General features: G+C 75.8%; 13 protein-coding genes. 6 read left to right on the forward strand and 7 right to left on the reverse strand.

Annotated elements, in window-relative coordinates:
• Nucleotides 1–35: 35 nt before the first annotated feature.
• Genes ACFUVW_RS07175 through ACFUVW_RS07190 form a run of 4 tightly spaced genes read right to left on the reverse strand, consistent with a single transcriptional unit; the run spans nt 36 to nt 3,583 of the window.
• Nucleotides 36–467, reverse strand: a complete 432-nt coding sequence (locus ACFUVW_RS07175) for a universal stress protein (protein ID WP_430570638.1) — start codon at nt 465–467, stop codon at nt 36–38.
• The gene (locus tag ACFUVW_RS07180) at nt 464–2,035 is read right to left on the reverse strand and encodes a tripartite tricarboxylate transporter permease (RefSeq protein ID WP_430570639.1); all 1,572 of its coding nucleotides are present in this window, start codon (nt 2,033–2,035) and stop codon (nt 464–466) included. The genes ACFUVW_RS07175 and ACFUVW_RS07180 overlap by 4 nt, the downstream gene beginning before the upstream one ends.
• A gap of 7 nt (nt 2,036–2,042) precedes the next feature.
• Entirely contained in the window at nt 2,043–2,576 is a 534-nt protein-coding gene (locus ACFUVW_RS07185) for a tripartite tricarboxylate transporter TctB family protein (protein WP_430570640.1), read from the reverse strand.
• Entirely contained in the window at nt 2,573–3,583 is a 1,011-nt protein-coding gene (locus ACFUVW_RS07190; RefSeq protein WP_430570641.1) for a Bug family tripartite tricarboxylate transporter substrate binding protein, read from the reverse strand. Before ACFUVW_RS07190 ends, ACFUVW_RS07185 begins: the two co-directional genes overlap by 4 nt.
• Nucleotides 3,584–3,691: 108 nt before the next feature.
• Here ACFUVW_RS07190 and ACFUVW_RS07195 point away from each other — a divergent pair, with 108 nt between their 5' ends.
• The gene (locus ACFUVW_RS07195; RefSeq protein ID WP_430570642.1) at nt 3,692–5,416 is read left to right on the forward strand and encodes a sensor histidine kinase; all 1,725 of its coding nucleotides are present in this window, start codon (nt 3,692–3,694) and stop codon (nt 5,414–5,416) included.
• Nucleotides 5,413–6,108, forward strand: coding sequence for a response regulator (locus tag ACFUVW_RS07200; protein ID WP_430570643.1), 696 nt, complete (start codon nt 5,413–5,415; stop codon nt 6,106–6,108). Before ACFUVW_RS07195 ends, ACFUVW_RS07200 begins: the two co-directional genes overlap by 4 nt.
• Here the strand turns inward: ACFUVW_RS07200 and ACFUVW_RS07205 are convergent.
• Nucleotides 6,093–6,989 carry a LysR family transcriptional regulator gene (locus tag ACFUVW_RS07205; protein ID WP_430570644.1) on the reverse strand — a complete coding sequence of 299 codons (897 nt, stop codon included), beginning with the start codon at nt 6,987–6,989 and terminating at the stop codon, nt 6,093–6,095. The genes ACFUVW_RS07200 and ACFUVW_RS07205 overlap by 16 nt on opposite strands.
• A gap of 72 nt (nt 6,990–7,061) precedes the next feature.
• On the opposite strand from ACFUVW_RS07205, the gene ACFUVW_RS07210 reads away from it, so the two are divergent.
• From ACFUVW_RS07210 to ACFUVW_RS07220, 3 genes are read left to right on the forward strand one after another with little or no spacing between them, the layout of a single operon-like run.
• A complete protein-coding gene (locus tag ACFUVW_RS07210; protein ID WP_430570645.1) occupies nt 7,062–8,432 on the forward strand; it encodes an MFS transporter in 1,371 nt (456 codons plus the stop codon).
• Entirely contained in the window at nt 8,348–9,010 is a 663-nt protein-coding gene (locus ACFUVW_RS07215; RefSeq protein WP_430570646.1) for a histidine phosphatase family protein, read from the forward strand. Before ACFUVW_RS07210 ends, ACFUVW_RS07215 begins: the two co-directional genes overlap by 85 nt.
• A gap of 43 nt (nt 9,011–9,053) precedes the next feature.
• Nucleotides 9,054–9,530, forward strand: coding sequence for a GNAT family N-acetyltransferase (locus tag ACFUVW_RS07220; RefSeq protein ID WP_430570647.1), 477 nt, complete (start codon nt 9,054–9,056; stop codon nt 9,528–9,530).
• A 6-nt stretch (nt 9,531–9,536) separates the two neighbouring features.
• Here the strand turns inward: ACFUVW_RS07220 and ACFUVW_RS07225 are convergent, their stop codons facing one another.
• A complete protein-coding gene (locus ACFUVW_RS07225) occupies nt 9,537–10,187 on the reverse strand; it encodes a hypothetical protein (protein WP_430570648.1) in 651 nt (216 codons plus the stop codon).
• A gap of 33 nt (nt 10,188–10,220) precedes the next feature.
• Nucleotides 10,221–10,745 (reverse strand): GNAT family N-acetyltransferase, encoded by a 525-nt coding sequence (locus ACFUVW_RS07230; protein WP_430570649.1) that lies wholly within the window; start codon nt 10,743–10,745, stop codon nt 10,221–10,223.
• A gap of 76 nt (nt 10,746–10,821) precedes the next feature.
• On the opposite strand from ACFUVW_RS07230, the gene ACFUVW_RS07235 reads away from it, so the two are divergent.
• The gene (locus ACFUVW_RS07235) at nt 10,822–11,760 is read left to right on the forward strand and encodes a cold-shock protein (protein ID WP_430570650.1); all 939 of its coding nucleotides are present in this window, start codon (nt 10,822–10,824) and stop codon (nt 11,758–11,760) included.
• Nucleotides 11,761–11,956 lie beyond the last annotated feature (196 nt).

Consider the following 11,956-nt stretch of genomic DNA (forward strand, 5'->3'; position numbering starts at 1 on the left):
CCGGCCGGGCGGCGACTTACACGCGAGTTCGGTCGTCAGGCGGGTCGCTCGCCGGGCTTCACGGCGAGCACGGGGCACTCGGCGGTGAGCAGGATGCGCTGGGCGACGGAGCCCATGAGCAACTTGCCCACGGGGCTGCGGTGCCGCAGCCCCACCACGACGAGCCGCGCGGACAGCTCCGCGGCGACGTCCAGCACCTGCTCCGCGACGTCGCGCCCCATCTCCTGCCGCACGACGTGCGGCAGCCCGGTGCCGCGCAGCCGCTCCGCGAGGTCGGCCAGGCCTGAGGGGGCGGCGAACCGCTCGTCCACGAGGGCGTCGCCGCGCGTGCCGTTCACGACGGCGACTCCGCGCCCGCCCTCGCGGGCCCAGGCGATCGCGTGCTCCAGCGCTGCGTCGCCGAACTCGTCGGGCGTCCAGGCCACCACGACCCACCCGGCGGCGGGGGAGGTCTCGTGCTCCGTCATCGGACGGCTCCTTCCGTCTCGGCCTCGGCGTCCTCGGCCTCGGCGACGATCCGCGACTCGGTCCGCGACCGCCACCGCGACAGCAGCGGCCGGGTCAGCAGGACCAGCGCCAGCACCGCGTAGATGACGACGGCCAGCGGCTCGCTCCACAGGATGTCCGGGTCGCCGCCGGAGATGGTGAGCGCCTCGCGCAGCTTGGTCTCCATGAGCGGGCCGAGGATGACGCCGAGGATGAGCGGCAGCACGGGCAGCCCGAACCGGCGCATCGCCATCCCGAGCAGGCCGAACACCAGCAGCAGGGCGATGTCGAACGGGTCGAGGTTGGTGGCGTAGGCGCCCAGGCAGGCGAAGAACAGGATGCCCGCGTACAGCTGGGGCCGCGGGATGCGCAGCAGCTTGGCCCACAGCGGCGCCAGCGGCAGGTTCAGCACCAGCAGCAGCAGGTTGCCGATCAGCAGGCTCGCCAGCAGCGTCCACACCATGTCCGCGTGCTCGGTCATGAGCTGCGGCCCGGGCTGGATGCCGTACCCCTGCAGCGCGGACAGCATGACCGACGCCGTCGCCGTCACGGGCAGGCCGAGCGCCAGCATCGGCACGAGCATGCCCGCGGCCGACGCGTTGTTCGCGGCCTCCGGCCCGGCGACGCCCTCGATGGCGCCCTGGCCGAACTCGTCCTTGGCGTCCGCGCGCCGCCTGGCCACGCCGCGCTTCGCCAGGCTGCGCTCGGTGACGTACGACAGGAAGGTCGGCAGCTCCGCGCCGCCGGCGGGCAGCGCGCCGAAGGGGAAGCCGTACGCGGTGCCGCGCAGCCACGGCTTCCAGGAGCGGCGCAGGTCCTCGCGGCCCAGCCACGGCTGCCCGACGGGCACGACGCGCGCGGGCTTGCGGCGCAGGTGCGCCGCGACCCACAGGGCCTCGCCGAGCGCGAAGATGCCGACGGCCACCACCACGATGTCGAGGCGGTCCACGAGCTGCGTGACGCCGAACGTCAGGCGCGGCTGCCCGGTGTTGAGGTCCAGCCCGACCAGGCCGATGGTCAGGCCCACGAACAGGGAGAGCAGACCGCGCAGCGGGCTCGCGCCCAGCACGGTGGCCGTCATGACCAGCGCCAGCACCATGAGCGCGAAGTAGGACGGCGCGCCGATCTCGACCGCGACGTCGGCCAGCGCCGGCGCGAACATCGCGACCAGCAGCGTGCCGATCGTGCCGGCGACGAACGAGCCCACGGCCGCCGTCGCCAGCGCCTGCGCACCCCGCCCGACGCGGGCCATGAGGTTGCCCTCCAGCGCCGTCATCACGGATGCCGACTCGCCGGGGGTGTTGAGCAGGATCGACGTCGTCGACCCGCCGTACATGCCGCCGTAGTACAGGCCGGCGAACATGATGAACGCCTGCGTGGGCTCCAGCCCGAACGTCACGGGCAGCAGCAGCGCGATCGCCATCGCCGGCCCGATGCCGGGCAGGACGCCGACGAACGTGCCGAGCAGCACGCCCACCGCGGCGTACAGGAGGTTCATGGGGGTGAGGGCGGCGGCGAGGCCGTCGGCCAGCAGTCCGAGGTTGTCCATCAGAGCCTCACAGGATCCCGTCGAGGACGCCGGGGGTGAGCGGGATGCCCAGCCCGACGACGAAGCCGTACCAGCTCGCCACGGCGAGCACGAGGCCCACCAGCACGTCGCGGATCACCGTGCGGCTGCCCAGCGCCCACGCCGCGCCGGCGAACAGGATCGCGCCGGCGAGCGCCCAGCCGAGCCAGCTCACGGTGGCGATGGTGAGCAGGATGACGCCGACCAGCTTCACCACCGTGGGCCAGTCGGCCGGGGTCGTGACGTCGACGTCCTCGCCCGCCTCCGGCTCGGGGCGAGAGCCGCGCGCCGTCGCGACCGCCAGCAGGACGCTCGTCACGGCGAGCCCGGCGCCGATGACGAACGGGAAGATGCGCGGGCCCACGGGGTCCGCGAACCCGACCTCCAGGGTCGCGGCGTCGTAGACGGTGTAGGCGCCGACGACGAGCAGCACGGCCGCCAGCCCGTACTGGGCGGCGTCGACACGCGGCGACGCCGGCGTCGCGGGCGTCTCCTCGGTGCGCGTTCCGGGGTCGGGGCTCACAGCAGGTTCAGCTCCTTCAGGGTGGTCGACACCCGCTCGTCCTGCTCGCGCAGGAACTGCTCGAAGTCGTCGCCGGTGGTGAAGGCGTCGGTCCAGCCGTTGTCGGCGAGGGCCTTCTCCCACTCGGGCGAGTCGTGCATGCGGGTGAGGTAGTCGATGAGCCGGTCGCGCGCCTCGTCGCTGATGCCCGGCGGGGCGACGACGCCGCGCCAGTTGGTGAAGACGAGGTCGATGCCGGACTCGGTGAGGGTCGGGACGTCGGCGAGGACGTCCCCGGCCACGCGCTCCTCGCCGGAGACGGCGAGCACGCGCAGCTCGCCCGCCTCGATCTGCCCCTCGAACTCGGCGAGGCCGGAGAACCCGACCTGGATCTTGTTGCCCAGCAGGGCGCTGGTGAGTGGGCCGCCGCCGTCGTAGGACACGTACCGCACGTCCTTCGGGTCGACGCCGGTCGCCTTGGCGAGCTGCATCGGGAACAGGTGGTCGGGGCCGCCGGGCGACGACCCGCCGCCCACCACCACGGAGCCCGGGTCGTCCTGCCACGCGGCGACCAGGTCGTCGATGGTCTCGAACGGCGAGTCGGCGGGGACCAGCACGCCCTCCTGCTCCTCGATGAGCTGGGCGATCGGGGTCGCGTCGTGCGGGCGGGCGTCGACGCCGAACGAGTACGTGGACCCGACCACGCCGAGCCCGAGCGTCATCAGGAGCCGCTCGTTGCCCGCCTCGCCCATGAGCCGCGACATGGCGACCGATCCGCCCGCGCCGAGGATGTTGGTGACCTGGATGTCGCCGCCGGTGATGCCGTCGCGGTCCAGGACGCCGACGGCGGCGCGGCCGGTCTGGTCGTAGCCGCCGCCCGGGCTGTTGGGGATCCACATGTCGAGGTCGGTCGAGTCGTCGCCGCGGGTGACGCCGCACGCGGCGGAGACCGCCACGAGGGTCGCGGCGAGGGTGACGGCGACGGCGGCGCGCAGGCCTCGTCGTCGGCGGGATGTCGTCGTCGACACTGGGTACTCCAGACTGTCGGTGCTGCGGGGCGGCTGTGCCCCGGGTGAGATCGTCACAGGCGCGGGCGGGGCGCGTCATCATTGGGCAACCAAAGGAGGTTGTGGAACTTGCGGTCACGACGTTCGCGGGGCTCCCGGCGCCACCTCACGCTCGGCGGCCAGGTGCTGGCGCTGCAGCTCGCCGTGCTGCTCGTCGTCGTCGCCGCGGCCGCCGTCGTCTTCCTCGGGCAGGCCGACGCCGCGTTCCGCGACGACCGGGCGGACCGCCTCGAGGTGGCGGCGGAGGGGTTGGCCGGCATCCCCGCTGTGCAGGCGACGCTCGCCGCCGAGGCCCCCGACACCCAGGCGCTGGCGTTCTACCTGCAGACCCGCGCGGCCTACGTCGACGCCCGCAACGCCTACCTCACCGACCCCGAGGGTCGGATCCTCGTCGCCACGGACCCGACCCGCACGGGCGAGCTGCTCGACCTGCCCGACGACGCCGCGACGCGTGCCGGCAGCGGCGACGTCGCGGACGTGGCAGGGCGCTCGATCGCGGCGTGGGTGCCGGTCTACGGCGGCAGCGACCCGGTGCCGCAGCCGCGGGCGCCCGAGCCGGTGGCCGTCGTCGTGCTGGCCGACCCCTACCCGCCGCTGACCGAGCGGCTCTCCGACGCCGGCGGCGACGTGCTCGTCGTGCTCGGCATCGGCACCGCGCTCGCGGCGGCCGGGTCGTGGCTGCTCGCGCGGCTGGTCAAGCGGCGCACGCGCGGCCTCGAGCCGGCGCAGATCGCGGCGCTCGCGGACCACCGCGAGGGCGTGCTGCGCTCGATCCGCGAGGGGGTCGTCGTCGTGGGCGACGACGGCCGCGTGAGCCTGATGAGCGACAGCGCGCGCGAGCTGCTGGCGATCCCCGGCGATGCGCCCGACCCGACCGGCCGCCCGCTGGCGGACCTGGGGCTCGACCCCGCCGTCCTGGACCTGCTGCGCGGCACCGACGAGGTGCACGACGCCGTCCTCGTCGCGGGCGACACGGTGCTGGTGCTCAACCGCCGCCGCGTGCTGCACGACGGCCGCCCCGCGGGCACGGTGACCACGCTGCGCGACCGCACCGAGCTGCTGGCGCTGCAGAGCGAGCTGCACGCCCGCGAGAGCGTCACCGAGACGCTGCGCGCGCAGACGCACGAGTTCAGCAACCAGCTGCACACCGTCTCGGGGCTCATCGAGCTGGGGGAGTACGACGAGGTGGGGCGGTTCGTGGAGCGGCTCACCCGGCGGCGCGCGGACCTCAGCGACGTCGTGACGACGCGGGTCGCCGACCCGGCAGTGGCGGCGCTGCTCATCGCCAAGGCGACGCTCGCGGACGAGCGGCACGTGGAGCTCGTCGTCGACCCGGGCAGCGCGCTGCCGCGCCTCGACCCCGACCTGTCCGCGGACGTGGGCACCGTGCTCGGCAACCTCGTGGACAACGCCGTCGACGCCGCGGCGTGGGCCGCCGGGCCGGACGCCCAGGGCGTGACCCGCCAGGCGATGGTCCGGGTGCGCCTGGCGCTGGACGGGCCCGCGCGCGACGTCCTCGTCGAGGTCGCGGACACCGGGCGCGGCGTGCCGCCCGAGCAGGCCGACGCGATCTTCCGGCGCGGCTGGAGCACCAAGCCGCACGGCGCGACCGGCCGCGGGGTGGGCCTCGCCCTGGTGCACGTGCTGGCGCAGCGCCGCGGCGGGCGGGTGACGGTGCACAATGGCGGCGCCCGCGAGGGCGGCGGCGACCACCAGGGGGCCGTGTTCATCGCACGGCTGCCGCAGTCGGTCGCGGGGGCCGGACGAACCGATCAGGGGGTGCAGCAGGCGTGAGCCTCGACGTGCTGGTGGTGGAGGACGACTTCATGGTCGCGTCCATCCACCGCCGCTTCGTGGAGCGGGTCCTGGGGTTCCGGGTGGTCGGCGAGGCGCACTCCGGCGCCGACGCGCTCGCCGCCGTCGAGGCCCTGAGTCCCGACCTCGTGCTGCTGGACGTGCACCTGCCCGACATGAGCGGCATCGAGGTGCTGCGGCGCCTGCGCGCCGCGGGGAACGACCTCGGCGTCGTCGTCATCACCGCGGCCCGCGAGGCCGACACCGTGCGCGCCGCCGCGGCGGGCGGGGCGGCGCACTACCTCGTCAAGCCGTTCGCCTCCGAGGACCTCACCGCGCGGCTCCAGGAGTTCCGCCGCTCCCGGGCCGCCCTGGAGGGGCTGGACGACGACGGCGCGGCGGGCAGCCCGGCCGACATCCAGGCGGACATCGACGCCGTCTTCGCCCGTACGCCGCAGGCGACGCCGCGCGAGCCCCTGCCCAAGGGCCTCAGCCAGGAGACCGCCGACGCCGTGCTCGCCGCGCTCGCGGACGGCGCCGAGCTCAGCGCCACCGAGTGCGCCGACGCCGTCGGCGTCAGCCGCGTCAGCGCCCGCCGCTACCTGGAGCACTTCGCGACGACGGGGCGCGCCGCGGTGCGCCTCAACTACGGCACCGCGGGGCGCCCCGAGCGCCGCTACCGGCTGCGCTGAGCGTCCGCCCGCTCCACGGCAGCGGTGCCCAGCACCCGGGCCGTGATCCGGGGCAGGGCGTCGGCCAGGACGGCGGGCCGCGGGGTGCCGGTGACGAGCGTGACCCGCACCGTGCCGGGCACCGGCGACGGCACGATCCGGTCGCCGGGCGCGGCGTACCAGCGGGCGGTGAGCTCGGGCATCAGGGCCGGGCAGCCCAGCTCGCGCGCGATGCGCAGCGTGGCCTCGGTGGTCGGCCCGCGGCGCGGCACGGCGCCCAGCGCGGACAGGCGCCGGTGGGTGGTCTCGCCCGCTAGGTCGATGAGGCTGTACACGACCGTGCGCCCCGCGAACGGGCGGCTCCCGGCGGCGAGCGGGGCCGCGCCGTCGGGCAGCACGACGACCCGCGGCGACTCGCCCAGCGGGGTGCGCTGCAGGCCGCGCGGCACCACGATCTGCTCCGCGACGGTGACGATCGCGGCGTCCAGGGTGCCCTCGTGCACCTGCCGTACGAGGTTCGGGCCGTGGTCGACCTCGGGGAGGATCGTGACCTCGGGCAGCTCGAGCTCGACGGCGGTGAGCACCATCGGGCTGAGGGCCTGGATGGTGCCGACGGACAGGGTGGGCGCGGCGACGGCGGCGAGCACCTGGTCGGGCAGGGCGTCCAGGTCGGCGAGCAGGCCCGCGGCCAGGCGGGCGAGCTCGCGACCGGCCGGGGTGGGCCGGGCACCGGTGGTGTCGCGGTCGAAGAGCGGTGTGCCGAGGCGGCGCTCCAGGGCGGACAGGCGGCGGCTCGCGGACGGCTGCGCGACGAGCAGCTCGCGGGCCGCGGCGCCCACGGAGCCGTGCCGCGCGACCGCCTCGGCCAGCTGCAGGTCGTCCACGGTCAGACGGGAGGTCATGCCGCCAGCGTATGAGCGAGGCGTGCGCGCCGCCGTCTACCGGCGGCGGCCGCGGCTGCCGAGGATCGAGGCATGCGTCGACCCCTCCTGATCCTCACCGCGATCACCTTCCTCACCTGGGTGGGTGCGCGGGTCACCGCCGTCGCGCTGCCGCTCGTGGCGCTCGCCGAGACGGGGGAGGCGTGGGCCACCGGGCTCGTGGGCGGGATGTCCGGGCTGCCGCTGCTGTCGGTCGGCTGGTGGGGGCGCGGTCTGCGCGAGCGGCTGGTGTCCGGGCGGGCGCTCGCCGTCGTCATGCTGGTGCAGGTCGCCGGCCTCGCGATCGTGCCGGTCGCTGCCCTCGCCGGGCAGGTGGGCGCGGTCAGCCTGTGCGCCTCCGGCCTCGTGACGGGCGTCGCGGGCCCGTTGCTCGGGCCCGCCGAGCGCGCGCTCGTCGCCGACCTCGCCGACGCGGGGCGGCACGACGGCGCGGCCGGAGCCGACGGTGCGGGCGGTACCGCCGCGCGCTGGCTCGCGTGGCAGGACCTCGCCCACCGGGTCTCGATGATCTTCGCGCCACCGCTGGGCGCGTGGCTGGTCGTGGCGTGGGGCGCGGAGCCGCTGCTGTGGTGCCAGGCTGCCGTCGTCCTCGTCGGGGCCGCGGCGATGCTGGGCGTGCCGCGGGCGGGCGGCCGCACGACCGGCCGGGGCGACGCCGGGCCGACGCCGGTGCTCGCCGTCCTGCGCGGCCACCCGCAGGTCGCGGTGGGGATCGTCGCGGCGGGCGTCGGCGGGGTGTGCTGGTTCGGCTTCAGCCTCGGGCTGGCCGTGCTCGGCGTGGAGCACGGGATGCCCGGCGCGCTGATCGCGGCGGGGATGAGCGGCTACGGGGCGACGTCGGTCGCGGCGTCGCTGGCCGCGCCGCTGGTCGTCGACCGGCTGCCGCGGCTCGCGACCGCGGTCGGCACCTGGGCGGTGCTGGGGCTGTCGTTCGCGGCGCTCCCCGTGGTGGTGCCGAGCGTGGCGGGCGTCGCGCTCGTGTCCGCCGTCGGCGGCCTCGCGACGCCGTTCGGGATCGCCGCGCTCAACGCGCTGATCAGCGAGCGGACCTCCGGCCCCGCGCGGCGGGCCGCGTTCACCGCGGAGACGGTGCTGCACTCGGGCGGCGCCTCGCTCGGGCTGCTCGTGGGCGGCGCGGTCATCGGGTGGGTCGGCGCGGGGCCCGCGCTGGTCGCGACGGGCGTCGTGCAGGTCGCGGCCGCCGTCGTCGGCCTGGGGGCGGCATGGCGGCTGCGAGCGCCGGACCGTCGTCCCGGGCCCGACGGCGCCGTGCGGGGCGGCGGTCGTCCGGGCGGGGGCCGATGCCGCAGGCTAGGGGCATGCGTCTCCTCCTGCTGCGACACGGCCAGACCCCTTCGAACGTGGCGGGCCTGCTCGACACCGGCGCCCCCGGGCCCCGGCTGACCCCGCTGGGCGAGCAGCAGGCCGCCGCCGTCCCGGCCGCGCTGGAGGGGCGGCGGATCGACGCGCTCGCGGTGTCGACGCTGGTGCGGACCTCGGACACCGCCGGCCCCCTGGCCGCCGCCCGGGCCCTGCGCCCCACCGTGCTCGACGGGCTGCGCGAGGTCGAGGCCGGCGCCCTCGAGATGTCCTCCGACCTCGCCGACCACCACACCTACCTCGAGACCGTGTTCGCCTGGTCGCGCGGCGACCGGTCGCGGCGCATGCCCGGCGGGCCCGACGGCGACGCGTTCCTCGCCCGGTTCGACGACGCCGTCGCGGCGCTCGCGTCCGACGGGCACGAGGCCGTCCTCGCCGTCTCGCACGGCGCCGCCATCCGGTCGTGGTCCGGCGCGCGCGTCCGCGGCCTCGACGTCGAGGAGCTGGCGCACACGCCGCTCGCCAACACCGGCCTCATCGAGGTCGAGGGCGACCCGGCCTCCGGCTGGCGGCTGGTCGACTGGCAGCGCGAGCCCGTCGGCGGCGAGCTGCTCGACGCCGTCGTCGCGCACGACCCGACCGGGGAGCCGGTCGACGACTGAGCGCGGCAGCCCGCACGACGCGGGAACGTGCCAGCATCGCGACATGACGACGGTGACGCTGCGCCCGATGACCCCGGCCGAGTTCGACGAGTGGCAGGACGCCCTGGCGGCGGACTACGCGGCCGAGCAGGTGGCGGCGGGCCGCTGGCCGCACGAGGGGGCGGTGCGTCGGGCCCGCGAGGAGTCCGCCCGGCTCCTGCCGCAGGGGCCGGCCACGGAGCGGATGCTCGTCAACGTCGCCGTCGACGCCGACGGGGAGCCGGTGGGGCGCAGCTGGGTGGCCCTGGACCCGCCGCACGCCACGGCGGGGATCGCGTTCCTGTACGACATCGAGGTCGTCGAGTCGCGGCGCGGCCAGGGCCTGGGTCGGGCGCTCCTCACGGCGACGGAGGACGCCGCCCGGCAGGCGGGCGCCACGGCGCTGGAGCTGAACGTCTTCGGCCGCAACGCCGCCGCCGTCGCGCTCTACGACTCCGCCGGGTACGCCGTCGTCACGCAGCAGATGCGCAAGACGCTCTGACGCCGGTCACCCCGCGGCGGCGAGCCCGACCTCGCCGCCGACGGCGGCCGCCAGGTGCGCCGCCACGGCGGCGGCGTTGGCACGCAGCACGTCGGCGGGGACGTCGGGCAGGTTCTCCGCCCAGTCCAGAAGCGGCGAGCCGCGGAACTGGAGCACGCGCGCGGGCCTGCCGAGGAACGCCAGGTGCAGGTGCGCCCCGCCGTCGCCCCACTTGGCGAGCTGCACGCGGCCCACGCTCGGCAGCGCCTCGACGGCCGCCGAGACGGCGACGACCAGCTGCCCCATCTCCGCCGCGAGGTCCGGGGGCACCGTCGGCAGGTCACAGTGCGTGGCGACGGGAACCAGGGTGAGGAACGCCGGCAGGCTCTGCGCGAGGTCCGCGGTGAGCACCCACCGCTCGTTGCGCCAGACCCAGCCCTCGAACCTGGCGGCCCGCTCGTCGGCCCCGCCCGCGCACCAGCAGTCCGCGGGGTCCTCGCCGCTCCGGGGCGGCTCGGCGTCGGCCAGCGGGCGCAGCGGCTTCAGCCGCAGCGAGTCGGTCTCGTAGGGGTAGATGTCCCAGCCGGGCATCTCCTCGACGGCGACCGGCAGCCGCCCGTCCGGGCCGGTCCGGGCGGCGATGCGGGCGTAGTACTCCTCGGCGGTCTCAGGGCGCATGCGCCGATCCCACCACAGGACGACGCGCGTGCGTCACGTGCGGGCGCGCAGGTCCATGCCCATCACGGTGCGGACGGGGACCGGGCCGGTCGTGTCGTCGGCGACGTGCCGCATGCCGAGCTTCTCCGCGACCCGGCGGGACGCCGTGTTGTCCGGGTGGACGATCGCCACGAGCTCGCGCGCCCCCAGGACGTCGCGGGCGACGTCGCGGCACGCGGCGGCGGCCTCGGTCGCGAAGCCACGCCCCTGCAGCTCGCGCCGCACGTGGTAGCCCACCTCGAGCCGGAAGTCCTCGCCGACGCGCTGCCAGGTGAGCCCGCAGTCCCCGACGAACGCGCCGTCGAGGGTCTCGAGGATCCACAGCCCGTGGCCGTGCCGGGCGTAGTTCTCCTGGTTCCAGGCGATCCACGCCGCCGCCTCCGCACGCGTCTTCGGGGCGGGGTAGTACGCCATGACGTCCGGGTCCCCGAGCAGCGCGGCCATCTCGTCGAGGTCTGCCGGGCCCATCGCGCGGAACCGCAGCCGGGCGGTGGGCGGGGGCGTCGCGTCGCGGGTCACCCGGCGATTCTCGCCGTCGCCGTCCTCCGCGCGACACTGGAGGTCAGCAACAGCTGCCGAGACGAGGAGTATCAGGGTGCCCCAGGGAACAGTCCGATGGTTCGACGCCGACCGAGGGTTCGGCTTCATCGACCTCGGGGACGAGGCCGAGGACCTCTTCGTGCACGCGTCCGAGATCGTCGGCGGTGACGGTCCGAAGCAGCTCCGTGAGGGGCAGGCCGTCGAGTTCGAGGTGGGCGAGGGTGACCGTGGCCCCCAGGCGCGCCGCGTCCGGGTCACGGGCGACCAGCCCGCCGACGCGGCCCTGGGCGTCCTCGGCACCGTGAACTGGTACGAGCCGACCAAGGGCTACGGCTTCGTCACCCCCGACGACGGCCGCACCGAGATCTTCGTGCACAGCTCGGCGATCGTCGGGGGCGGCGTGATCTCGGAGGGCCAACGGGTGGCGTTCCTGGTCGCCGAGGGGGAGAAGGGGCCGCAGGCCGACCACCTGCTGCCGCTCGCGGCGGAGGCGGCGCGGCCGGCCTCCGACGGCGCGGACGGCACCGTGTCCTGGTTCGACGACACCAAGGGCTTCGGCTTCATCGCCCCCGACTCGGGGGGCGGGGATCTCTTCGTCCACGTCAACGCGCTCGGCCCGGGGCTGACCTCGCTGTCCGAGGGGGCGCGCGTGACGTACGACGTCGTCGAGGGCGACAAGGGGCCGAACGCCCGTGACGTGCGCCTCGTGCGCGGCTCCGGGGCCGCGCGCGGCACGGGGCGCGACCGGGACCGTGGCCGATCCGGCCGCCCGGCGGGGTCCGGCGGGCGCGTGCGCGGCGGCGAGGGCACCGTCGCGCGCTTCGACGCGGACCGTGGCTTCGGCTTCATCACCCCGGACGCCGGGGGCGACGACCTGTTCGTGCACGTGTCGGTCGTGCGGGACGCCGAGTTCCTGGAGGAGGGCGACCGCGTCCGGTTCACGATCCGCCAGAGCGACCGGGGCCCGCAGGCCGACGGCGTCGAGCTGATCTGAGCGCCGGCCCTGCTGTTCGCTCACGGCGAACAGCAGGGATCACCTGCGGGAATATCGGCGCCCCGAGCAAGGTTGAGCCATACAGACTCAACTTTGGCGCCCGCGGTTTGCGAGGCGGGGACGCCGAGATTTACGTTGAGTGCAGTTGACTCAACCTCGGGCGCACAGGCGCCCGGACGTACGCATGGAGGCAGCA

Origin of the sequence: Isoptericola sp. NPDC057391, assembly GCF_042668085.1 — a bacterium.
GTDB lineage: Bacteria > Actinomycetota > Actinomycetes > Actinomycetales > Cellulomonadaceae > Isoptericola.